Source organism: Parazoarcus communis (assembly GCF_003111665.1).
In the GTDB taxonomy this organism is placed as follows: Bacteria; Pseudomonadota; Gammaproteobacteria; order Burkholderiales; family Rhodocyclaceae; genus Parazoarcus; species Parazoarcus communis_B.
The window spans coordinates 883,364-907,356 of sequence record NZ_CP022188.1 but is presented as its reverse complement, the minus strand read 5'-3'; the positions used below and the strand labels follow the sequence as shown (position 1 = coordinate 907,356).

Annotated in this window: 16 protein-coding genes; 9 read left to right on the top strand and 7 right to left on the bottom strand. The window is 62.7% G+C overall.

Annotated elements, in window-relative coordinates; genetic code table 11:
- Window positions 1-32: 32 nt before the first annotated feature.
- Window positions 33-1,322: a hemolysin family protein gene (locus CEW87_RS04185; RefSeq protein WP_234421661.1), complete on the top strand. Its 1,290-nt coding sequence runs from the start codon at window positions 33-35 to the stop codon at window positions 1,320-1,322.
- Window positions 1,323-1,355: 33 nt separating this feature from the next.
- Here CEW87_RS04185 and CEW87_RS04180 read toward each other — a convergent pair whose 3' ends face one another.
- Complete coding sequence (locus tag CEW87_RS04180; RefSeq protein WP_108971592.1) at window positions 1,356-2,027, bottom strand: GntR family transcriptional regulator; 672 nt, start codon at window positions 2,025-2,027, stop codon at window positions 1,356-1,358.
- A 309-nt stretch (window positions 2,028-2,336) separates the two neighbouring features.
- Between CEW87_RS04180 and scpA the strand changes: the two genes are divergently transcribed.
- The 7 genes from scpA to CEW87_RS04145 all read left to right on the top strand — a co-directional run bounded on the left by scpA (window position 2,337) and on the right by CEW87_RS04145 (window position 14,495).
- Window positions 2,337-4,502: a methylmalonyl-CoA mutase gene (gene scpA, locus CEW87_RS04175; RefSeq protein ID WP_108971591.1), complete on the top strand. Its 2,166-nt coding sequence runs from the start codon at window positions 2,337-2,339 to the stop codon at window positions 4,500-4,502.
- Between the two features lie 79 nt (window positions 4,503-4,581).
- A complete protein-coding gene (meaB, locus tag CEW87_RS04170) occupies window positions 4,582-5,592 on the top strand; it encodes a methylmalonyl Co-A mutase-associated GTPase MeaB (protein WP_108971590.1) in 1,011 nt (336 codons plus the stop codon).
- A gap of 94 nt (window positions 5,593-5,686) precedes the next feature.
- The gene (locus CEW87_RS04165; RefSeq protein ID WP_108971589.1) at window positions 5,687-7,219 is read left to right on the top strand and encodes an acyl-CoA carboxylase subunit beta; all 1,533 of its coding nucleotides are present in this window, start codon (window positions 5,687-5,689) and stop codon (window positions 7,217-7,219) included.
- Window positions 7,220-7,238: 19 nt separating this feature from the next.
- Entirely contained in the window at window positions 7,239-9,230 is a 1,992-nt protein-coding gene (accC, locus tag CEW87_RS04160) for an acetyl-CoA carboxylase biotin carboxylase subunit (protein WP_108971588.1), read from the top strand.
- 212 nt (window positions 9,231-9,442) lie between these two features.
- Window positions 9,443-11,884, top strand: coding sequence for an EAL and GGDEF domain-containing protein (locus CEW87_RS04155; RefSeq protein WP_108971587.1), 2,442 nt, complete (start codon window positions 9,443-9,445; stop codon window positions 11,882-11,884).
- A gap of 230 nt (window positions 11,885-12,114) precedes the next feature.
- Complete coding sequence (locus tag CEW87_RS04150) at window positions 12,115-13,506, top strand: KamA family radical SAM protein (RefSeq protein WP_108971586.1); 1,392 nt, start codon at window positions 12,115-12,117, stop codon at window positions 13,504-13,506.
- Between the two features lie 116 nt (window positions 13,507-13,622).
- Window positions 13,623-14,495 (top strand): neutral zinc metallopeptidase, encoded by an 873-nt coding sequence (locus tag CEW87_RS04145; RefSeq protein WP_108971585.1) that lies wholly within the window; start codon window positions 13,623-13,625, stop codon window positions 14,493-14,495.
- 6 nt (window positions 14,496-14,501) lie between these two features.
- Here CEW87_RS04145 and CEW87_RS04140 read toward each other — a convergent pair whose 3' ends face one another.
- The 4 genes from CEW87_RS04140 to CEW87_RS04125 all read right to left on the bottom strand — a co-directional run bounded on the left by CEW87_RS04140 (window position 14,502) and on the right by CEW87_RS04125 (window position 19,106).
- Complete coding sequence (locus tag CEW87_RS04140) at window positions 14,502-14,981, bottom strand: VOC family protein (RefSeq protein ID WP_108971584.1); 480 nt, start codon at window positions 14,979-14,981, stop codon at window positions 14,502-14,504.
- 98 nt (window positions 14,982-15,079) lie between these two features.
- Window positions 15,080-15,805 (bottom strand): response regulator transcription factor, encoded by a 726-nt coding sequence (locus tag CEW87_RS04135; RefSeq protein ID WP_108971583.1) that lies wholly within the window; start codon window positions 15,803-15,805, stop codon window positions 15,080-15,082.
- A gap of 1 nt (window position 15,806) precedes the next feature.
- Window positions 15,807-17,837, bottom strand: coding sequence for a PAS-domain containing protein (locus CEW87_RS04130; protein ID WP_108971582.1), 2,031 nt, complete (start codon window positions 17,835-17,837; stop codon window positions 15,807-15,809).
- A gap of 159 nt (window positions 17,838-17,996) precedes the next feature.
- On the bottom strand, window positions 17,997-19,106 hold the full coding sequence (locus CEW87_RS04125; protein WP_108971581.1) for an AraC family transcriptional regulator: 1,110 nt from the start codon (window positions 19,104-19,106) through the stop codon (window positions 17,997-17,999).
- A 135-nt stretch (window positions 19,107-19,241) separates the two neighbouring features.
- On the opposite strand from CEW87_RS04125, the gene icmF reads away from it, so the two are divergent.
- Window positions 19,242-22,508 (top strand): fused isobutyryl-CoA mutase/GTPase IcmF, encoded by a 3,267-nt coding sequence (icmF, locus tag CEW87_RS04120; RefSeq protein ID WP_108971580.1) that lies wholly within the window; start codon window positions 19,242-19,244, stop codon window positions 22,506-22,508.
- Between the two features lie 231 nt (window positions 22,509-22,739).
- Here the strand turns inward: icmF and CEW87_RS04115 are convergent, their stop codons facing one another.
- Together CEW87_RS04115 and CEW87_RS04110 are read right to left on the bottom strand one after the other, a co-directional pair.
- Complete coding sequence (locus CEW87_RS04115) at window positions 22,740-23,087, bottom strand: Mor transcription activator family protein (RefSeq protein ID WP_108971579.1); 348 nt, start codon at window positions 23,085-23,087, stop codon at window positions 22,740-22,742.
- 14 nt (window positions 23,088-23,101) lie between these two features.
- Window positions 23,102-23,752, bottom strand: coding sequence for a gp16 family protein (locus CEW87_RS04110; protein ID WP_108971578.1), 651 nt, complete (start codon window positions 23,750-23,752; stop codon window positions 23,102-23,104).
- Window positions 23,753-23,993: the final 241 nt, after the last annotated feature.

Sequence of the window (23,993 nt, the reverse complement as noted above, 5' to 3'; positions counted from 1 at the left end):
AGATGGCGCTAGCTGTCGGGCCTGGAGTCATCGTGAGCCTGCTGAACAATATCTTCGTCATTTTCCTGCTGATTGCGATCAGCGCATTTTTCTCCATTTCCGAAATTTCACTGGCTGCCGCGCGCAAGATCAAGCTGCGCCTGATGGCTGACGGCGGCGACCCCAATGCGCAGCGCGTGCTGCTGCTGCAAAGCAGTCCCGGCAACTTCTTCACCGTGGTGCAGATCGGCCTCAATGCGGTCGCCATTCTTGGCGGCATCGTCGGTGAGAAGGCCTTGTCGCCGCATCTGGAGGCGATGCTGCGTCCCGCGTACGACGGGCCGATGCTCGGCTCCATCAGTTTTGCCCTGTCCTTTGCCTTCGTGACTTCGTGTTTCGTGCTGTTTGCCGATCTGATGCCCAAGCGTCTGGCCATGGTCGAGCCCGAACGCATCGCGTTGATCATCGTGCGCCCGATGCTGCTGTGCATGAGGGTGTTTGCTCCGCTGGTGTGGATATTCAACGGACTTGCCAACCGCCTGTTTCGCTTCTTCGGCGTGTCCGGCGAACGGATCGAGAGCATTACCGCCGCCGATATCGTGGCCATGGCCGATGCCGGTGCGCAGGCTGGCGGCGTGCTGCGCCAGGAGCAGCACCTGATTAGGAACGTGTTCGAACTGGATTCCCGCTTTGTACCGTCGGCGATGACCGCGCGCGAGAGCATTGTCTTTCTGAGCCTGGGCGAAACCGAAGACAGTATCCGGCGCAAGATCGCCGAGCATCCACACGGCAAGTTTCCGGTGTGCGAGAACTCAATCGACAGCGTGATCGGCTATGTCGACTCCAAGGACATTCTGCCCCGCATTCTGCAGGGGCTGGAGCTTTCGCTGCGCACGCAGCCGATCGTGCGCAAGGTGCTGGTGCTGCCCGACACGCTGACCCTGTTCGAGGCGCTGGAGCAGTTTCGTGCAGCCAAGGAGGATTTTGCGCTGATCGTCAATGAGTACGCGCTGGTCGTCGGTCTGCTTTCACTGCAGGACGTGATGAACACGGTGATGGGCGATCTCGGCAGTCCCTTCCAGGAGGAGCTCATCGTGCGTCGCGACGATCAGTCCTGGCTCATCGACGGCGTGACGCCGATCGAGGACGTGATGCAGGCGCTGCAGATCACGGTGTTCGAGGGATTCGAAAATTACGAGACGATCGCGGGCTTTCTGATGTACCGGCTGCGCAAGGTACCCAAGCGCACCGACCACGTGATCTACGCTGGCTACAAGTTCGAAGTGGTCGACATCGACAATTACCGTATCGATCAGGTCCTGGTAACCAAGGACGCGGGCTGAGCATCGCGCCGACGCTGCCGCGCGGGGGCGAGTTCAGGCGGCGCGGTTGCGTGCGTCGGCAATGCGGGCGAGGGCTTCGCGGCCGCTGCGGATGTGTTCGCGCATGAGCTGGTCTGCGGCGTCGGCGTCGCGCGCCAGCAGGGCGTCGAGAAGGGCGCGGTGCTCGGCCAGTGACTGCTCGAGCCGGCCTTCGGAGAACAGGGAGTGATGGCGCGACAGCTTGATGACCTTGCGCAGGTCTTCGATCACGTGCAGTAGCCAGCGGTTGTCCGCAATGCGCTGCAGTTCGTGGTGGAAGGCCTGGTTGGCTTCGAAAAAGGCGTTGATGTCCTGCGCGCTGGCGGCTTTCTCGAGATCGGCGTGAATGGCTTTCAGGGTGCCGAGTTCGGTCTCGCTGGCGCGACTCGCCGAGGTGCGGGCGCACTCACCTTCGAGCATCGCCATGACCTTGAACACTTCATCCAGGTCGCGCTCGGAGATCTCGGTCACATAACAGCCTCGGCGCGGCTTGAGCGTTACCAGCCCCTCGGATGCCAGCACCTTGAGCGCTTCGCGCAGCGGCGTGCGGGAAATGCCGTAATCCTCTGCCAGCGCCTGCTCGTCCACCCAGGTGCCCGGCTTGAGTTCGTGCGCAAAGATGCGCTGGCGCAGGCGTTCTGCGACCTCCTGGTACAGCGCAAGCGGGGCGATGCGGGTTTCGGTCATGGCGAGAGTGGATCTCCGAAGGGTCGCAGATCATAGCTTATTCAAGGAGATGTCCTCGACCCATTGCATTCATAATTATGGATAAAGTATTATTCGTGCTGTTGAACAAGTCAACTTCCTTGGCGCGGCGTAGCATGGGAGGCTTCGGGTGAAAACCCGAAGAACATGAGAGGGACTACGCCGCGTAGCGAAGCGTCGGCGACCGCCCGCGAACTATTGCGGGCGGTCTCGTCGTCGTGTGGAAGTCGCGGCAAATCCGCCAAGCAACGCAATGCCGCTTATGCGGCCAATGTGTCAGAGAGGTTTTTCATGTCGAACGCCAACGAGCCCACTTATTCCCAGCCCGGTCTGGATGCCTGGACCAAGGCTGCATCCAAGCACGCCCCTGAAGGCGATGTGACCAAGCTGAACTGGACGACGCCGGAAGGGCTGACAGTCAAGCCGCTCTACACCGCAGCCGATATCGAAGGTCTGAAGCACGCCGATACCCTGCCGGGCTTCGAGCCCTACCTGCGTGGCCCGCAGCCGACGATGTATGCGGTCAAACCGTGGACCATCCGCCAGTACGCCGGCTTCTCCACCGCCGAAGCATCCAATGCCTTCTACCGCAAGGCGCTTGCCGCTGGTGGTCAGGGCGTGTCGGTGGCCTTCGACCTGGCCACCCACCGCGGCTACGATTCGGACAATCCGCGCGTGCTCGGCGACGTTGGCAAAGCTGGCGTGGCAATCGACTCGGTCGAAGACATGAAGATCCTCTTCGACAACATCCCGCTCGACAAGGTCTCGGTGTCGATGACCATGAACGGTGCGGTGCTGCCGATTCTTGCCGGTTACATCGTCGCTGCCGAAGAGCAGGGCGTGTCGCAGGAAAAGCTGTCGGGGACCATCCAGAACGACATCCTCAAGGAGTTCATGGTCCGCAACACCTATATCTACCCGCCGACGCCGTCGATGAAGATCATCGCCGACATCTTCGGCTACACCGCGCAGCACATGCCGAAGTTCAACTCGATCTCGATTTCGGGTTACCACATCCAGGAAGCCGGCGCGAACCAGGCCATCGAACTCGCCTTCACCCTGGCCGATGGCCTGGAGTATGTGCGCACCGGCATCGCCAGCGGCATGGATGTGGACAAGTTCGCCGGCCGCCTGTCCTTCTTCTGGGCGGTGGGCATGAACTTCTACCTCGAGATCGCCAAGATGCGCGCGGCGCGTCTGCTGTGGTGGCGGATCATGAAGCAGTTCGATCCCAAGAGCCCGAAGTCGATGATGCTGCGCACGCACAGCCAGACTTCCGGCTGGTCGCTCACCGAGCAGGACCCGTACAACAACGTGGTGCGCACCACCATCGAGGCCATGGCGGCCGTGTTCGGCGGTACCCAGTCGCTGCACACCAACGCGCTCGACGAAGCGATTGCGCTGCCCACCGAGTTCTCGGCACGCGTTGCACGCAACACCCAGATCATCATCCAGGAAGAGACCCACATCTGTAATGTGGTCGATCCCTGGGCTGGCTCCTACATGATGGAAAAGCTCACCCAGGACATGGCCGACAAGGCCTGGGAGCTGATCGAAGAGATCGAGTCCATGGGCGGCATGACCAAGGCGGTCGAGTCGGGCTGGGCGAAGATGAAGGTCGAGGAGTGCGCAGCCGACAAACAGGCACGCATCGACTCGGGCAAGGACGTCATCGTCGGCGTAAACAAGTACAAGCTCGACAAGGAAGACCCGATCGACATTCTCGACATCGACAACCACGCGGTGCGTGAGTCGCAGGTGGCGCGTCTGGCGAAAATCCGTGCAAGTCGCGACAGCGCTGCGGTGCAGGCCGCTCTGGATGCACTGACCCGCTGTGCAGAGACGAGCGAAGGCAATCTGCTCGATCTCGCCGTCAAGGCCGTGCGTCTGCGCGCAACCGTGGGCGAGATCTCTGACGCGCTGGAAAAGGTCTTCGGCCGTTACCGTGCCAACCCGCAAGCCGTGTCTGGCGTCTATGGAGCCGTGGTGGAAAACGACAGCGACTGGAAAGAACTCAAGGCCGACATCGAAGCCTTCGTGGCAGAAGAGGGCCGTCGTCCGCGCATCATGATCGCCAAGCTCGGTCAGGACGGTCACGACCGCGGCGCCAAGGTGGTGGCGTCGGCCTTTGCCGACCTCGGCTTCGATATCGACGTCGGTCCGCTGTTCCAGACCCCGGAAGAGGTGGCGCGTCACGCGGTGGAGAACGACGTTCATGCGGTCGGCTGCTCCAGCCTCGCGGCAGGCCACAAGACGCTGGTTCCTGCCGTGATCAACGGTCTCAAGGCCCAGGGCGCGGACGACATCATTGTCTTCGTTGGTGGCGTGATCCCGGCGCAGGACTATGACACGCTGTACGCTGCCGGCGCCAAGGGCATCTTCGGGCCGGGTACGCCGATTCAGAAGTCCGCGCGCGAAGTGCTCAAGCAGATTCGCGCTGCACGGGCCAAGGCCTGATTGCGGCAGGCGCGGCGGACGGTAGTATTGCCGTTTCGCCGCGCCTGAGTTCGTTACCTTCGTCTTTGCCCCGAGACCGATGAACGCTTCCGATTCCGTGTCCCCGCAGCTGCCGGCAACCGACGCCGCCGATCAGGCGCTGGTCGATGGCGTGCTTGCGCGCAAACTGCGTCCGCTCGCCAAGACCATTACCCTGATCGAATCGCAGCGCGATGATCACAAGGCCCGTGCACGCGCCGTGCTCGAAGCCCTGCTGCCGCATACCGGCAAGTCCATCCGGGTGGGTATTTCTGGCGTGCCCGGCGTGGGGAAATCGACCTTCATCGAAGGCCTTGGTCTGTACCTGATCGAGCAGGGGCTGCGTGTGGCGGTGCTCGCGGTCGACCCGTCCTCGTCGGTGAGTGGCGGCTCGATTCTCGGCGACAAGACGCGCATGGAGCACCTGAGCCAGAATCCTGGCGCCTATATCCGGCCCAGTCCCTCGGCGTGCAGCCTCGGCGGTGTGGCGGAGAAAACGCGGGAGACCATGCTGGTCTGCGAGGCGTCCGGTTTCGACGTGATCATTGTCGAGACGGTGGGTGTGGGCCAGTCGGAAACCGCGGTCGCCGGCATGACCGACATCTTCTGCCTGCTGCAGTTGCCCAACGCCGGTGACGACCTGCAGGCGATCAAGAAAGGCATCATGGAGATCGCCGATCTGATCGTCATCAACAAGGCCGACATCGACCCTTCCGCCGCGATGCGGGCGAAGTCGCAGATCAAGACCGCGCTGCACATGCTGCGGCCGATGAGTCAGAACTGGGTCGTGCCGGTCATCACCCTGTCTGCGCTCAGGAATGAAGGGGTCGCCGAGTTCTGGGAGCAGGTGACGCGTTACCGCGAAACCCTGAGCAGAACGGGCGAGTTTGATGCCAAGCGTCGCCATCAGGCGCTGGCCTGGATGTGGGACATGATCGACAACGGCCTGCGCAGCCGCTTCCGCAGCCACCCGCAAGTGAGGCGGGATCTGCCGGATCTGGCGAGCGCGGTCGAGCAGGGCACGACGACGCCGTCGGCTGCGGCGCTCAAGCTTCTGAGCTACCTGAATTGAATCACCCGAATCAACTGACACATGCAGCAAAGGATTGCGCGTCTGCACTGAAGTAGCGAACGCGCACACAGGAAACCCGCGAAGGAGGTTATCAATGCAAGACATCATTCGTCAGCTGGACGAGAAGCGCGCCAAGGCCCGTCTGGGCGGTGGCCAGAAGCGCATCGACGCCCAGCACGCCAAGGGCAAGCTCACTGCACGCGAGCGTATCGAACTGTTCCTCGACGACGGCAGCTTCGAAGAGTGGGACATGTTCAAGGAGCACCGCTGCAACGATTTCGGCATGAATGCCGACCATATCCCGGGCGACGGTGTCGTCACCGGCTATGGCACCGTGAATGGTCGTCTGGTGTTCGTGTTCTCGCAGGATTTCACCGTGTTCGGCGGCTCGCTGTCGGAAACCCACGCCGAGAAGATCTGCAAGGTGATGGACCACGCGATGAAGGTCGGTGCGCCGGTGATCGGCCTCAACGACTCGGGTGGCGCACGTATTCAGGAAGGCGTGGATTCGCTCGGCGGCTACGCCGACGTGTTCCAGCGCAACGTGATGGCCTCAGGCGTGGTGCCGCAGATTTCGCTGATCATGGGGCCGTGTGCCGGCGGCGCGGTGTATAGCCCGGCCATGACCGACTTCATCTTCATGGTGAAGGACTCCTCCTACATGTTCGTCACCGGTCCCGAAGTGGTCAAGACCGTGACCCACGAGGAAGTCACCGCCGAAGAGCTGGGTGGCGCGATCACCCACAACACCAAGTCCGGTGTGGCCGACCTCGCCTTCGAGAACGATGTCGAAGCGCTGATGATGACCCGCCGTCTGGTGGGCTTCCTGCCTTCGAGTAACCGCGAGAAGCCGCCTGCAATTCCGGCAGTCGACCCCGCCGACCGCCTCGACTTCTCGCTCGACACCCTGGTGCCGGCGAACCCGAACCAGCCGTATGACATGAAAGAGCTGATCGTCAAGATGGTCGACGACGGCGATTTCTTCGAGCTGCAGCCCGACTACGCCAAGAACATCATCATCGGCTTCGCCCGCATGGAAGGCTCTCCGGTCGGTATCGTCGCCAACCAGCCGCTCGTGCTGGCCGGCTGCCTCGACATCAAGAGCTCGATCAAGGCGGCGCGTTTCGTGCGCTTCTGCGATGCGTTCAACATCCCGGTCGTGACCCTGGTCGACGTGCCCGGCTTCATGCCCGGCACCAGCCAGGAATACGGCGGCATCATCAAGCATGGCGCCAAACTGCTCTACGCCTACGCCGAGTGCACCGTGCCGAAGGTCACCCTGATCACGCGCAAGGCCTACGGCGGTGCGTATGACGTGATGAGCTCCAAGCACCTGCGCGGCGACGTCAACTTCGCCTGGCCGTCGGCCGAAATCGCGGTGATGGGCCCGAAGGGCGCGGTGGAGATCATCTTCCGCGAGGAAAAGAACGATCCCGCCAAGATTGCCGAGCGCGAGGCCGAGTACAAGGCCCGTTTCGCCAATCCGTTCGTGGCCGGTGCGCGTGGCTTCATCGACGACGTGATCATGCCGCACGAAACGCGCAAGCGCGTGTGCCGTTCGCTGGCCATGCTCAAGGACAAGGAACTCGAGAACCCGTGGCGCAAGCACGGCAACATTCCGCTGTAAGCCAGGGAAAGGGATAGATATGTTCAAGAAAATTCTGATTGCCAACCGCGGTGAAATTGCCTGCCGCGTGATCAAGACGGCCCGCAAGATGGGCATCGCCACCGTTGCGGTGTATTCCGAGGCCGACAAGGATGCCCTGTTCGTCGAGCTGGCGGATGAAGGTGTGTGTATTGGCCCCGCCGCGTCGAAAGAGTCCTATCTGGCGATGGACAAGATCATCGCTGCCTGCAAGCAGACCGGTGCCGAAGCGGTGCATCCGGGCTATGGCTTCCTGTCCGAGAACGCCGAGTTCTCGCGCCGTCTGGAAGAAGAGGGCATCAAGTTCATCGGTCCGAAGCACTACTCGGTTGCCAAGATGGGCGACAAGATCGAGTCCAAGAAGCTCGCGATCGAGGCCGGTGTGAACACCATTCCGGGCTACAACGATGCGATTGCCGGTCCCGACGAGGCGGTCGAGATCGCGAAGAACATCGGCTATCCGGTCATGATCAAGGCCTCGGCCGGCGGTGGCGGCAAGGGTCTGCGCGTGGCCTTCAACGACAAGGAGGCGCATGAAGGTTTCGCCTCCTGCGTCAACGAAGCACGTAACGCGTTTGGCGACGATCGCGTCTTCATCGAGAAATACGTGCTGGAGCCGCGCCACATCGAGATCCAGGTGCTGGGCGATGGGCACGGCAACTACGTCTATCTGAACGAACGCGATTGCTCGATTCAGCGCCGGCATCAGAAGGTCATCGAGGAGGCACCCAGCCCCTTCGTCGACCCCGAGATGCGCAAGGCCATGGGCGAACAGGCGGTGGCGCTGGCGCGTGCGGTGAACTATGAGTCGGCCGGTACGGTCGAGTTCGTGGTGAGCGGCGCGACCAAGGAGTTCTACTTCCTCGAGATGAACACCCGTCTGCAGGTCGAGCACCCGGTCACCGAACTCATCACCGGGCTCGACCTCGTCGAGCAGATGATCCGCGTGGCCTACGGCGAGAAGCTGCCGCTGAGCCAGGCCGATGTCGGCATCAACGGCTGGTCCATGGAGTGCCGCATCAACGCCGAGGATCCCTTCCGCGGCTTCCTGCCCTCGACCGGCCGACTGGTGAAGTTCCAGCCTCCGGCCGAGGTCGACGGTCAGGTGCGCGTCGATACCGGCGTGTACGAAGGCGGCGAGATCTCGATGTTCTACGACTCGATGATCGCCAAGCTCATCGTGCACGGCAAGGACCGCAACGAAGCCATCGAGCGCATGCGTGACGCGCTCAACGCCTTCGTGATCCGTGGCATCAGCTCGAACATCCCCTTCCAGGCCGCGCTGCTGCAGCATCCGCGTTTCTGCTCGGGCAACTTCAACACCGGCTTCATCGCCGAGGAGTACCCGCAGGGCTTCGATGCGTCGATGGTGCCACACGACGATCCCGCGCTGCTCGCTGCAGTGGCCACCTTTGCCCGCAAGCGCTACATCGACCGTGCGGTGCAGATCGACGGTCAGCTTGCCGGTCACGGCCGCAAGGTTGCCACCAACTGGGTGGTGGTGATGGGTGGCAAGCAGTACCCGATGTCCATCCGTGAGATCGAGGGCGGCCTGTCGCTGACCCATGGCGACACGACCTACGACATCGTCTCCGACTGGAGCTTTGGCGACCTGCTGTTCAAGGGCACGGCCAATGGCAAGCCGATCTGCCTGCAGATCGAGCGCCGCGGCCTGCGCTACTACATCTCGCACTTCGGTCTGCAGGTCGAGCCGATGGTGATGACGGTGCACGCGGCCCATCTGCTGTCGCTGATGCCCGAGAAGCTGCCGCCCGATCTGTCGAAGTTCCTGCTGTCGCCGATGCCCGGCCTGCTGCGTGAGGTTTCGGTGGTCGAAGGTCAGGAAGTGAAGGCTGGCGAGAAGCTTGCGGTCATCGAAGCCATGAAGATGGAGAACGTGCTCAAGGCCGACAGCGATGTGACGGTCAAGAAGATCGTGGTCGCACCGGGTGCAAGCCTGTCGGTGGATGAGGTGATCATCGAGTTCGTCTGATCGGCGGCTGTCAGGCCGATCCTTGTTTCGTTCGATGGGGAGGGAGACGTCGCCGGCTTGTCCGGCGGGGTGCCCGTCGGAGGGCGGGCCCGCGCAAGCGGGCCCTTTTTCGTTAACCGGGTCGATTCATTGCGGGCTCGGAAAATGAATTTCGCAAAACGTCGGCGATGGGTCAAAATGACGGTGATATAGCCAGAAGGCGTGGATGTTCGATGAAGCCCGCATCCCTGAACGAAATTTCGGCAGCGTGCTCGCTCCTCGACCGGGACGAGGGCTTGCTGCGCGTGTTCATCGACGCGCTTCCCGATTTCGTTTTTTTCAAGGATGAAGAGGGGCGCTATCTCGGCTGCAATCGTGCATTCGAAGCCTACGTCAATAGGGCCGAAGCGGAGATCATCGGTCGCACCGATGGCGACCTCTTCGGCGCAGAGCTTGCAGCTTCCTATATGGCGCTGGACCGGCGCGTAATAGAGTCTGGCGTGGCCCGTCGCCAGGAAGAACGGATTGTCTATCCCGACGGTCGCGAGGTCGTGCTCGACACCCTGAAAACGCCGTTCTTTGGTGCCCGGGGCTTTTCCGGCCTGATGGGGGTCAGCCGTGACATCACTTCGCTCAAGCAGGCCGAAGCGGCCCTGCGTGCAAGCCAGGCGTCGCTGGAGCAAGCCCAGACTGTGGCGCGAACAGGAAGCTGGCAGATCAGTCTCGTCGAACGGCAACTGGTCTGGTCGGCCGAGACCTATCGCATTTTCGGTCTGCCGGTCGGCACGCCGGTGAGCTATGAGAGTTTCCTCAACGCGGTGCATCCGGAGGACCGCCTCCGGGTCGACGCCGCGTGGCGGGCGGCGAGGGCAGGGGCCGGACTTGACGTGCAGCACCGGGTCATTGTCGATGGCCACGTGAGATGGGTGCATGAGCGTGCCGAACTGCAATACGACGATGAGGGACGCCTGATCGCGGGCTTGGGCACCGCTCAGGACATTACCGAACAGAAGCATGCCGAAGGAAAGCTGAAGCAGGCTGCGGCCGTCTTCGAGAATACCGCGGAGGCGGTGCTCATCACCGATGTGGACCAGCGCATCGTGGCGGTCAACCGGGCGTTTACCGTGATCACCGGCTTCACCGAAGAGGAGGCCATCGGCCAGCGGCCGACCATGTTGAGTTCGGGGCGGCAGAGTGCGCGCTTCTACCGTGAGATGTGGCGCGAAGTGAGTGTCACTGGCCACTGGCAAGGCGAAATCTGGAACCGGCGGAAGAATGGCGAGATTTTTCCGGAACTGCTGACCCTGTCGGTGGTGCGCGACGAGGAAGGTTTCATCACCCATTTCGTCGGCGTGTTTTCCGATATCAGCCACATGAAGCACGCCGAGGCGCAGCTCCAGCATCTGGCGCACTACGATGCGCTGACCGACCTTCCGAACCGGGTGCTGCTCAACCTCCGCCTCGAGCACGGCGCGGAACGGGTTCGGCGCAGCGGCAAGATCATGGCGGCGCTGTTCATGGACATCGACCGCTTCAAGAACGTCAACGACAGTCTTGGCCATCCTGTGGGTGACGAGTTGCTGGTCGAAATCGCACGCCGGCTGCACGGGCGGATGCGGGCGGAAGATACGCTCGCCCGGCTCGGTGGAGACGAGTTCGTGATCCTGCTCGACCGCGTCGACAGGGTCGACGATGTCGCCAGCTTTGCGCTCGAGATGATCGAGCTGATGAACCAGCCGTTCCAGCTGCGCAGCGGAGAGGAGGTGTTCGTCGGTGCGAGTATCGGCATCAGCATCTACCCGGATGACAACGATGACCATCAGCAGCTGATCCGCAATGCGGATGCCGCGCTGTACGAGGCCAAGGCGGCCGGACGGAACGTCTATCGTTTCTACACCGAGGCGCTCACGATTGCAGCGCAGGAGCGTTTGGCGCTGGAAACCGCCTTGCGCAGGGCGCTCGAGCGCAATGAGCTCGTTCTGCACTACCAGCCTGTGGTTGCGGTGGCTTCCGGATACACGACCGGGGTCGAGGCGCTGGTGCGCTGGCGCCACCCGGCCGACGGGCTGGTGTCGCCCCTGCGTTTCATCCCGGTGGCCGAAGAGACCGGGCTGATCGTACCGCTCGGCATCTGGGTGCTGGAGGAGGCGTGCAGGCAGGGACGAGCCTGGCTCGACGGAGGGCGGGTCATGCCGATCGCGGTCAACATCTCGTCGCGCCAGTTTGCGGACGGGGCGCTGGTCGATACCGTGCGCCGCGTGCTGGATCGCAGTGGTTTCCCCGCGAGCATGCTGACCCTGGAGCTCACCGAGAGCGCGATCATGCACAAGCCCGACCAGGCGGTCAGGGTGCTGGAAGAGCTTAAGGCAATCGGCGTGAAGTTCTCCATCGATGACTTCGGTACAGGCTATTCGTCGCTGGCCTATCTCAAGCGTTTCCCCGTCGATGCGCTCAAGATCGACCGCAGTTTCGTGGCCGATATCGTCGAGGATGAGAACGATCGAATGATCGTGTCGACGGTGGTTGCGATGGCGCGACAGCTGCAGCTCAGCGTGATCGCCGAGGGCGTTGAAACGGCCGAACAGCTGGCTTTCCTGACCCGGCTCGGATGTTCGGCATGCCAGGGCTATCTCTTCGGGCATCCGCTTGAGGCCGGGGAACTCGACTTCGGCTGATGCATCCGACCAGTGTGTCCTCGCTGGTTATATTTGCGCAAAACTAAGTGGCCGCATATAATGGTGCGACTCAGCGCCGACGGATTCACTCGTCGGCCTCACCCGGACCGGCATTGAGGCATTCGCCCATTGGCCACGCAGCCCCCGGTCCCCACCCGTACCCGGTTACAGCTTATCCGACGACCCTGTCGCCTCAGGGGGTGGTGTCCGATGCAAAGAGGAGATCGATAATGAGACAACAAACGCCGACCTTGGCTCGTACCTGGCCCATTGCCCGTGTTGATGAGGTTGAAGATCGCCCCTTCCAGGTGTTTACCCAGCGCGACCTCGATCGCATCGAGCCCCTGACCCGCATGTCGGAAGAGGCACGCTTCGAGATGAAGGTGGTGTCCACCGTGCTGCCGTTCCGGGTGAACCAGTACGTTGTCGACGAGCTGATCGACTGGGACCGTGTGCCCGATGATCCGATCTACCAGCTGACCTTCCCGCAGCGCGGCATGCTGACCGACGCGCACTTCGACCGTATTGCCACGCTTTATCGCGAAGGTGCCGACAAGGCCGTGATCGACGCGGCTGCGCACGAGGTAAGGCTGGAGCTCAATCCCCATCCTGCTGACCAGATGGAGATGAACATGCCGCGCGATGCCGAGGGCAACCGCATCGAAGGCATCCAGCACAAGTACCGCGAGACCGTGCTGTTCTTCCCCAGCCAGGGGCAGACCTGCCACAGTTACTGCACTTTCTGTTTCCGCTGGGCGCAGTTCGTCGGCGACAAGACGCTGCGCATCGCGGCGTCGGAAGCGCGGATGCTGCACGGCTACCTGCGCGAGCATAATGAAGTCACCGACCTGCTGTTCACCGGTGGCGATCCGATGGTGATGAAGACCAAGCATCTGCAGGGCTATCTTGAGCCACTGCTGGCGCCGGAGTTCGACCACATCCAGACCGTTCGTATCGGCACCAAGGCGCTCAGCTTCTGGCCCCACCGTTTCCTTGGCGCAGCCGATGCCGACGAACTCATCGAGCTGCTCGAACGCATGGTCAAGGCCGGCAAGCATGTGGCCTTGATGGCGCATTACAACCACTGGCGCGAAATGGAAACGCCGGCCGCACGTGCGGCAATCCGGCGCATCCGCTCGACCGGTGCGGTCATTCGTGCGCAGGGCCCCCTGATCAAGCACATCAACGACGATCCCGCAGTGTGGGCGCGGATGTGGAAGACTCAGGTCAGCCTCGGCATCATTCCCTACTATTTCTTCGTGGAGCGCGATACCGGTGCGCGCAACTACTTCGAGGTTCCGCTGGCGCGGGCGTGGGAGATCTATCGCGAAGCCATCCAGCAGGTGTCCGGTCTGGCCCGCACCGCGCGTGGTCCGAGCATGAGCGCCAGCCCGGGCAAGGTCGAGGTGCAGGGCGTGTCCGAGATCAACGGCGAGAAGGTGTTTGTGCTGCGCTTCATCCAGGGCCGGAATCCGGATTGGGTGCAACGCCCCTTCTTCGCGAAGTACGACGAGGAGGCGACCTGGCTGCATCACCTCAAGCCCGCATTTGGCGAGGAGAAGTGGTTCTGGGAGGACGAGTACGACGCCATCCGCGACGACAAGGTTGGCGCCGAGGCCTGATCGCGTCAGCTCAGGGAAGGCATAAACAGGACGGGTCCGCATTGTCGGGCCCGTTTTTTTGTTGACGCCGGGCCCGATCGCAGGATGATACGCACACAGGCAGGCGGAGAGCCACGATGCGTTTCGACAATGGCAGGGAAAGCAGCAATATCGAGGACCGTCGGGGGCAGGGCGCGCCCAGACGGGGGATTGGCGGACGCGGCCGGATCGGGCTCGGTACCATCGTGCTCGCGCTGGTCGCCATGTACTTTGGCGTCGATCCCAGTGTGGTGCTCAACGGGGCCGGCGTGATGAATCCGCCGGCGTCGGAGGTGAGTCGCCCGCGAGTCTCAAGCGGACCTGGGGCAGACGATGCGGCCCGCTTCGTGTCGATGGTGCTGGCCGACACCGAAGACACCTGGCGTGCGATGTTCGACGCCGGTGGGCGACGCTATCAGGAGCCGCGACTGGTGCTGTTCAGTGGTGCCACACAGAGCGCATGCGGACTCGGGCAGGCGGCGATGGGGCCGTTTTACTGTCCGGCCGACAGCAAGATCTATCTCGATCTGAATTTCTTCAATGAACTGCGTGATCGCTTCCGCGCACCCGGAGATTTCGCCCAGGCCTACGTCATCGCGCACGAGGTCGGGCATCACGTGCAGAACCAGCTCGGTGTGTCGGCCAAGGTGCAGGCTGCGCGACAGCGCCTGTCCGAGCGCGAAGGCAATCTGCTCTCGGTCAAACTCGAGTTGCAGGCTGATTGCCTGGCCGGGGTCTGGGCGCACCATGCGGATCGCAGCAGGCAGGTGCTGGAGGCGGGCGACGTAGAAGAGGCGCTGGCTGCAGCGGCCGCGACCGGCGACGATCACCTGCAGAAACAGGCGCGTGGCTATGCCGTGCCCGACAGCTTCACCCATGGAACCGCTGCCCAGCGTGCGCAGTGGTTCCGCAACGGGCTTAACGCGGGCACCCTGAGCGCGTGCGACACCTTCAGGGTCGCCACGCGCTGAGGACTTTCAGGCAGCCGCCAGACGGGCGAAGGCTTCGACGACCTCGGGGGGGGCCTGCACCAGTTCGATCAGCACGCCCTCACCACCGATGGGGAATTCCTCATTGCCTTTCGGATGCAGGAAGGTGATGTCGAAGCCCGCCGCGCCGCGACGAATGCCGCCGGGCGCAAAGCGCACGCCCTGCGCGCTGAGCCACTCCACCGCCTTGGGCAGATCGTCGATCCACACGCCGACATGGTTCAGCGGGGTGGTGTGCACCGCCGGTTTCTTTTCCGGATCGAGCGGCTGCATCAGATCCACTTCGACCTTGAATGCACCGGCGCCCATGGCGCAGATGTCCTCGTCGACGTTTTCACGCTCGGAGACGAAGTTGCCGGTGACCTCGAGGCCGAGCATGTCGACCCACAGCGTCTTGAGCTTTTCCTTGCTCGGGCCGCCAATGGCGATCTGCTGGATGCCGAGGGTCTTGAACGGGCGCTGGGACATGGCAAAGCCTCCTGTCAGGTATCTGGATTAAGAATTCATAATTATAGAGCGGAATCGCTCATGGCGAGGAATCCACATCCTCGGGCTTGGGGGGCGCTTCATTCCCAGCTGACCTGGGTGGAGAACAGATAGCCCGCGCCATACACGGTCTTGATCAGCTTCGGGTTCTGCGGATCGTCGTCGAGTTTGCGGCGCAGACGCGAGATGCGCACATCGATGCTGCGATCGAAGGGATCGACGTCACGCTCGCCAAGCAACTGCTCGCGCGAGAGGATCTTGTTCGGGCGCTGCAGCAGCGTGGTCAGCAGGCCGGCTTCTGCGGCCGAGAGGCTGACTTCACGGCCATCGGCCGCGGTCAGCGTGTGCTGTCCGCTGTCGAACAGCCAGGTGCCGAAGCGCGCCAGGCTGCGCTCTACCGGTTCGACCGGCGCGGCGCGCTGGTAGCGGCGCAGGATGGAGCGCACGCGGGCCACCAGTTCACGTGGCTCGAAGGGCTTGACGATATAGTCGTCGGCGCCCAGCTCAAGGCCGAGTACGCGGTCGGTCACATCATTGCGCCCGGTCAGGATCAGCACTGCGCACGGGCTGCCTTCCTGAAGTTCGCGCACCACCTGCATGCCGTCCATGTCGGGCAGGCCCAGATCGACGATGCACAGATCGGGTGCCGCCTGGCGCGCGCGCGCGAGAAGCTGGCGACCGGTCGACAGGTGTTCGCAACGGAAGCCGTATTCGGCAAGGCTGGAGCAGATCAGGCGCGCAATGTCGGACTCGTCTTCGAGTACGAAAATACGTGGTGTTCCCGTCTCCGGGTGTGAGCTGGTCATGTCAGCAGGTCTCCTCGGGCGGATCGAGTTCGTTCAGTGCAGCAGCGAGCACCGCCTGATCGAAAGGTTTGCGTAGCACGGGGATGTCGGCGCTGAGGCTTTGTTCATCCTCTTCGGTACTGGCGTAACCGGTAATGAGCAGGATCGGCAGTTTCGGGCGTAGTGTCCGTGCTCGTGCGGCCAGTTCGCGTCCCCCCACGCCGCCCGGCATGATGGTGTCGCTCACCAGCAGTGAAATGTCGTCGATATTCTCGAGCAGCGGCAGTGCTTCGACGCCGTTCTCGGCTTCGATCACGACGTGCCCGAGCGCGGTCAGCTGCAAGCGGATGATCTTGCGTACATCGGGTTCGTCCTCGACCAGCAGTACCGGCCCCTGGCTGATGTGTGTCGGCGCCGTAACGCGTTCGGCTTGCGCCGCTGCCAAGTCTGGAGCGTATGAGCGCGGCAGCACGAAGCGCACGCTGGTCCCCTTGCCGGGCGTACTGACCACGCGGATGTTGCCCCCGGACTGCCGAACGAAGCCATACACCATGGACAGTCCGAGTCCGCTGCCGCTGCCGAAGGGCTTTGTGGTGAAAAAGGGCTCAAAGACCCGTTGCAGCAGTTCTGGCTCGATCCCGGTGCCGCTGTCGCTCACATCGATCTGCACGTACTTTCCAGCAGGCACTTCAACCAGCCGGGCTACATAGGTGTCGAGATCACGTTCAGACACCGTGATCGTGAGCTCGCCACCTTCAGGCATGGCGTCACGGGCATTGAGCGCGAGGTTGAGCAACGCATTTTCGAGCTGATGCGGATCGACCAGGGCGAACAGCGGTTCGGCGGGCAGGCGCAGCTTTACATTGACGGCTTCGGTCAGCGAGCGCGTCAGCAGGTGCGTCATGTTGTGCACCAGTGCCCCGACTTCGACGCTGGTCGGTTCAAGCGGTTGCTTGCGCGAGTAGGTCAGGAGACGGCGGATGAGTTCTGCGCCGCGCCGTGCGGCCTGCATCGCCGGGTCGACATGCTCGGCGGACTGTGCCGGACCGAGCTGGCCCTGCAGGGCTGACAGGTTGCCGATGATGATCGTGAGCAGGTTGTTGAAGTCGTGCGCCAGGCCGCCGGTGAGCTGTCCGACCGCTTCCATCTTCTGCGCCTGGATCAGCGCCGCCTGGTTGGCCTTTTGTTCGGTAATGTCGATGGACAGCACGAAGAAGCCCTGGAAGCCGCCTTCAACCGACACGTCGGGCACCACGACGCTGCGGGCATGCACCGTGCGTCCGTCAGCGTTGGTGCGTGAATATTCGTAGCTGACGCGCTCGCCGCAAGCCGCTTCGTCGAGGTAGGGGCTGACCGCTGCGTAGGCATCGGGGCCGAACACCTCTTCGACGCTGCGTCCGACGATGCTCTCCTTGCTTAGGCCGAACCATTCGGCGTAGCTGCGGTTGGCGAAGCGGTAGTGCTGCCCTGCATCGACATGGGCGATGAGTGCGGGGATGGCGTCGAGGATGAGGCGCAGGCGCTCTTCGCTCTGGCGCAGCGCCCCCGCGATCTGATCGACTTCCCGGTTCGCGCGCTCCAGCTCGGCGGTGCGTGCCTGTACGCGTGCTTCGAGTTGCGCGTTCTGCTGCTGGATGACCGACTCGTAACGCCGTTGCTCGGTGATGTCGGTCCACAGCGTGACGAAGCCGAGGTTGGGGATGGGCACGCCACGGACTGCCAGCACCTTGCCGTTGGGGCGTGCGCGCTCAATGTAATGAGGCTGAAAGGCACGGGCGGAGGCAACGCGCTCAAGGACCAGGGTGTCGATGTCGCCGGGGCCGTATTCGCCGCGCTCTGCGTTGAAGCGGACGAAGTCCTCGAAGGGCGTGCCGACTCGCACCATGGACTCGGGGAAGTCGAGCAGGCGCAGCATGGCCTTGTTCCAGGTCACCAGCTTGGGGGTGGCGTCGAACACGGCAATTGCCTGGTCTAGCAGGTCCAGCCCTGCCAGCAGCAGGTCGTAGCGCCGGCGTTGTTCTGGCGTCAGTGAGGTGTTGCCGGCTTGCACCATGCGCTGCCTGTCTCCTCTGGCGAGTGTGTTCTTGTAGTGTGGAGGGTGACACTTCCCGGCAGGGGCCCGGAATCAGGGTCTGCATCCATTTGCACACATTAGTGTGCCCGAAGTTAACGTCGACGTTAACTGATCCCGTCGGAAAACGAGAATTTGTGCTCAACCTGCCTTGCCGCGCACGGTGTGGTCGCGGGCGAGCTTGCCGGCCGCACCTGCTGCGAGGCGGTTGCGAAAGTGTTCGGGTGAAACGCCGGACCAGGCAACGAAGGCGCGGTAGAAGGCCGATGGGTCGGCATAGCCGAGATCTGCGGCAAGCCGGGCGATCGGTTGTCGCGTCTTGGTCAGGCGGGCGAAGGCAATGTCGCGTCGGGTTGCGTCCTTTATCGCGCGGAAGCTCGAACCTTCTTCCTCGAGGCGGCGCGCCAGGGTGCGAGGCGATACGTGCAGGCGCGCTGAAACCGCTTCGAGTGAGAGATTGTCCGGCAATGCATCGCGCACCAGGTCGCGAACCCGGAACACCATCTCGCGGTCACGGCGGTAGAGCATGCTGATCTTGCCCGGCGCGCCCTCGAGGAAACTTTCCAGCGCGGCCTCGTCACGGCGGATCGGGAGATCGAGCAGGTTGGCCTGAAATCGGGCGCAGAGCACGGTCGCATCGAAGCTGGAGTGCTCTGTATAGACCAGCGCGTAGTCGTCCGCGTGCGCTGGCCGGGCGTAGGGGAAGCTCACCTCGTCGAGGGCTATTCCGCGCCCGACGAACCAGCACGCCACGCCGTGCAGCAGCCGCAGCAGCCATTCGAGTGCGAACACCCGCGCCGGGGCATTGCGCTCGGTCGACACCGGCGTGACTTCGACGATGCGCAGTTCGGCGCGCTGTCCGTCGCGCTGGATGCTGATCTCCAGGTCGGGCAGGACGATACGGAGAAAGCGTCGCGCGCGGACCAGCGCTTCGGCAAGGTCGGCCGCACCCATCATTCCGCGGCACAGGAATTCGAAACTGCCCGGCGCCATTGCGCGCGAGAACAGGCCGAAGCCTTCGTCGTCGAGTTCGGTCACGATCAGGTTGTACAGCCTCGCATAGCGCTCGACCGGAATACGATTGGCGGCATCTGCAAGATCGATCCCGGCTGCACTCAACAAGGGGGTCTCGTCGCGGCCTTGGTGACGAAGCCCTGAAAGCATGCCGGTCACAAAGCCCATCGCGACGGATGCTCTGGCCCGACTGCGGCGCCGGGACGCGTCGGCGATGTGTGGCGATGCTTCGTTCATGGTCTCGCTGCGGCTTCGGAGTGTATTCGAGTCTTTGGCGGATTTTGCACGATGGACGTCGGCTGCGGCAATGGCATTCCGACCGGATGGCTTCTAAGATGGCATGATCAGACTCTATAAGCGGGGGAGACAAACATGACCGATCTGAGCGTGGCCCAGAAGCTTCAGCCCTACAAGCCGAAAAACAAGGTGCGTTTCGTGACGGCGGCGGCCTTGTTCGACGGCCATGACGCCTCGATCAACATCATGCGGCGCATTCTGCAATCAACCGGTGCCGAAGTGATCCACATGGGCCATAACCGCTCGGTTGGCGAGATCGTCAACGCCGCGCTGCAGGAGGATGTGCAGGGCATCGCCATCACCAGCTACCAGGGCGGCCATGTCGAGTTCTTCAAGTACATGATCGACCTGCTCAAGGCCAACGGTGGGGAGAACATCAAGGTTTTCGGCGGTGGTGGTGGCGTGATCGTCCCGTCCGAGATCAAGGAACTGCACGACTACGGCGTGACCCATGTGTTCTCGCCCGAGGACGGTGCCAAGTTCGGTCTGCAGGGCATGATCAACAGCGTGGTCGAGCGCTCGGACTTCAATCTGACCGATGCCGCGCCGAAGAAGGCGGACGAGGTGCTCAAGGCGCTGGCCAAGGGTGATCGCCGTGCGCTGGCACAGATCATCACCGCGCTCGAGAACGGTGGCTATGGCGAAGACGTCCGCAAGGCGATCATCGACGCTGCGGCCAAGACCAAGGTGCCGACCCTCGGCATCACCGGCACTGGTGGCGCCGGCAAGTCCTCGCTCACCGACGAACTCGTGCGCCGTTTCCGTCTCGACCAGGACGACAAGCTCAAGCTCGCCATTGTCTCCATCGATCCTTCGCGCAAGCGCACCGGCGGCGCGCTGCTGGGTGACCGCATCCGCATGAACGCGATCGAGCACGAGAACATCTTCATGCGCTCGCTGGCCACCCGCGACACCGGCTCCGAAGTGTCCGCGGCGCTGCCCGAAGTGATCGCCGCCTGCAAGCTCGCCGGCTTCGATCTCGTTGTCGTCGAAACCTCGGGTATCGGCCAGGGCAATGCTGCGATCGTGCCCTTTGTCGACAAGTCGCTGTACGTGATGACGCCGGAGTTCGGCGCCGCCAGCCAGCTCGAGAAGATCGACATGCTCGACTTCGCCGATTTCGTCGCCATCAACAAGTTCGACCGCAAGGGCTCGGAAGACGCGCTGCGTGATGTGCGCAAGCAGTACCAGCGCAACCGCGAGCTGTTCACCAGCCCGACCGAAGAGATGCCGGTATTCGGCACCATGGCCGCGCGCTTCAACGACGACGGTGTGACCGCGCTCTATCAGGCGATGCTGCCCGAGCTGATCAAGGCTGGTCTCAAGGCCAAGCCGGGCAAGCTGCCGATGGTCACCATCCGTGCCTCCAGCCAGGGGCGTGCGATCGTGCCGGCCGAGCGTATCCGCTATCTGGCCGAGATCGCCGACTCCGTGCGCGGCTACCACAGGCACGTCGAGCAGCAGGCGCGTGTCGCCCGCGAGCGTCAGTCGCTGAAGATCGCCAAGTCACTGTTTGCGGAATGTGGCAAGCCGGGCGAGCATTTTGACGAGCTGATCAACTGGAAAGACGGCGAACTCACGCCGGCCGCGAAGAAACTGCTCGAGCAGTGGCCGACCACCAAGGCGCTGTATGCCGCCGACGAGTATGTGGTGAAGATCCGCGACAAGGAGATCCGCACCCAGCTCACCTCGCAGTCGCTGTCGGGCAGCAAGATCCGCAAGGTTGCCCTGCCGAACTTTGACGACGAGGGCGAGACGCTGAAATTCCTGATGAAGGAAAACGTCCCCGGCTCCTTCCCCTTCACCGCAGGCGTGTTTGCGTTCAAGCGCGAGGGCGAGGACCCGACGCGGATGTTTGCCGGCGAAGGCGATGCTTTCCGTACCAACCGCCGTTTCAAGCGCGTGTCAGAAGGCATGCCGGCGCACCGTCTGTCGACTGCCTTCGACTCGGTCACCCTGTACGGTTGCGACCCCGACCTGCGCCCCGACATCTACGGCAAGATCGGCAACTCGGGCGTGTCCATCGCCACGCTCGACGACATGAAGGTGTTGTACGACGGCTTCGACCTGTGCTCGCCGACCACCTCGGTGTCGATGACCATCAACGGCCCCGCACCGATCATCCTGGCCTTCTTCTTCAACACGGCGCTTGATCAGCAGGTCGCCAAGTTCAAGGCCGACAACGGCCGCGAACCGACCGAAGACGAATACGCCAAGATCCGCGCGTGGACGCTGTCTTCGGTGCGCGGCACGGTGCAGGCCGACATCCTGAAGGAAGATCAGGGGCAGAACACCTGCATCTTCTCCACCGAATTCGCACTCAAGATGATGGGCGACATCCAGGAGTTCTTCGTTCATCACCAGGTGCAGAACTTCTATTCGGTGTCGATCTCCGGCTATCACATCGCCGAGGCCGGTGCGAACCCGATCAGCCAGCTCGCCTTCACGCTGTCGAACGGCTTCACCTACGTCGAGAGCTATCTGGCGCGCGGCATGCAGATCGACGACTTCGCGCCCAACCTGTCCTTCTTCTTCAGCAACGGCATGGACCCGGAGTACTCGGTGATCGGCCGCGTGGCCCGCCGCATCTGGGCGGTGGCGATGAAGAACAAGTACGGTGCCAACGAGCGCAGCCAGAAGCTGAAGTACCACGTGCAGACCTCGGGCCGTTCGCTGCATGCGCAGGAGATGGACTTCAACGACATCCGCACCACGCTGCAGGCACTGATCGCGATCTACGACAACTGCAACAGCCTGCACACCAACGCCTACGACGAGGCGATCACCACGCCGACCGACGATTCGGTGCGTCGCGCGATGGCGATCCAGCTCATCATCAACCGCGAGTGGGGCCTGGCCAAGAACGAAAACCCCAACCAGGGCGCCTTCATCATCGACGAACTTACCGATCTCGTCGAAGAAGCCGTGCTCAAGGAGTTCGAGGCCATCGCATCGCGTGGCGGCGTGCTCGGTGCCATGGAAACCGGCTACCAGCGCGGCAAGATCCAGGAAGAGTCGCTGTACTACGAGCACAAGAAGCACGACGGCTCCTACCCGATCATCGGCGTGAATACCTTCCTCAACCCCAAGGGCCAGGCGCAGCAGGAAATCGAACTTGCGCGCTCGACCGAGGACGAGAAGCAGGGGCAGCTCAAGCGCCTGCAGGACTTCCATGCCCGCAACAAGGCCGAGGCGCCGAAGTGGCAGGCCAAGCTGCAGCAGACCGTGATCGAGAACGGCAACGTGTTCGCGGTGCTGGTCGATGCAGTGCGCTACTGCTCGCTGGGGCAGATCACCGAAGCCCTGTACAAGGTGGGCGGCCAGTACCGTCGCAGCATGTAAGTTGCGACGATGCACCTTCGCACGAAGGGGTAACAGTGAAACGGCGCTTCGGCGCCGATTTTCTTTGCGCGGACATGCTGTGAATGAGAGAAGACAGGAAAACTCAGGGGGCTGTGGATAGAAAAGTCCGGGATACGGCGGGACGGTAGGGGAGGAAACGGGACGGGCTGTGAAAGGAGTTTGTACGGTGCGCAAATGCGGACGGGGCCAATCGAGGGCCCCGTTTTGCGTTCAGAAGAGGCCGGTCTGGCGGGCCTTGATGTCGGCCTTGCGGCAGCGATCGACGATCTGGCGGATGCGCATTTCGGTGAGGTCGAACTCTCGGGCGAGCTGGGTGTAGTTGTCGCCGTGGAACTTGCCGTAGATCTGGCGATCTCGGCGCGAGAGTTCGTAGTCGCGGCCCTTCGGGATGTACTGATGGCCGCCGCCGAGTTCCTTGCGGGCGCGCTCGGCGATCGATAGCGCGGCTTCGGCGGCGGTCTGGTGGTCGAGCTTGAGATGCTCGACGAGCCAGGTGTAGGCCGCATTCGCAATCAGGCCCAGCGCCTCCGGGTAGTCGTCGTCGAGCATCAGTGACATGGCGGGATGACCTCCTATTGTTGAGACGTGGCAACGGTGGCCGCGCCGGCCTGCTGCGTCTCGATCTTGTCCAGGTATTCCCAGGCGCGTTGCAGCGCTTTGAAGCTGGACGGGTTGAGCGTGGGGCTGACCGCGGACACAAGACTGTCGGACGATCCCTCGCCAATCACGATGCCTGCGGATTGCATGCGGGCGAACCGGGCGGCGAGCACAGCAGGAATATGGCGAGCGGACCAGATCTTGAGGCCTTCGATGACCTTGTCGGGGCGGCGTGCCCAGCGCAGATCATCCACGCCCGCAGTGCGGCGGACGAATGCGGCGAGCGCTGCTTCGCTGGGGTCGCGGACGATACCGACCTGGTGCAGCCACAGCCACAGCGCGCGGGCCTTGGTTGACTCTGCTGCAGTGTCGAGCTTGCGGGATTCGCGGGGCTTTGCGCTGGCCGGCTTTACAGTCTTGAACCCACTCGCGCGCATGTGCTGCTCGACAAGCTGCAGCTGGGCCGTGGTGAGATCCTTGGCGGAGCGCTTGCCATCCGACTTTGCCGCGAGCAGGTCGCGGTAGGTGTCCTCGTCCATCCCCAGCGCACGGCGGCCGGTGTGGATGATCTTGATCAGGCGGGCGCGCTGTTGGGCGCGGGCAGAGGCGAAGGGGGCGGATGTCATGCTGCAGTACTCTTCCGTTTTATTGGGCTGTTGGACGCAACTTTCCGAATTGCGTCTGCGATGGAAATCGCCTCTTCTGTTGTCAACACAACAACCGGTGCGTCTGCACCAACCCATCGAATCGAAACCACTGGATAGCCGTATCCGCTGGTTGATCGCTCGACAATCAAACGAGAGAACTCACCTTTAACATCTACAATTGCCGTTGTATTTCTGCGTGACATCGCTAATCCTTGCGCCA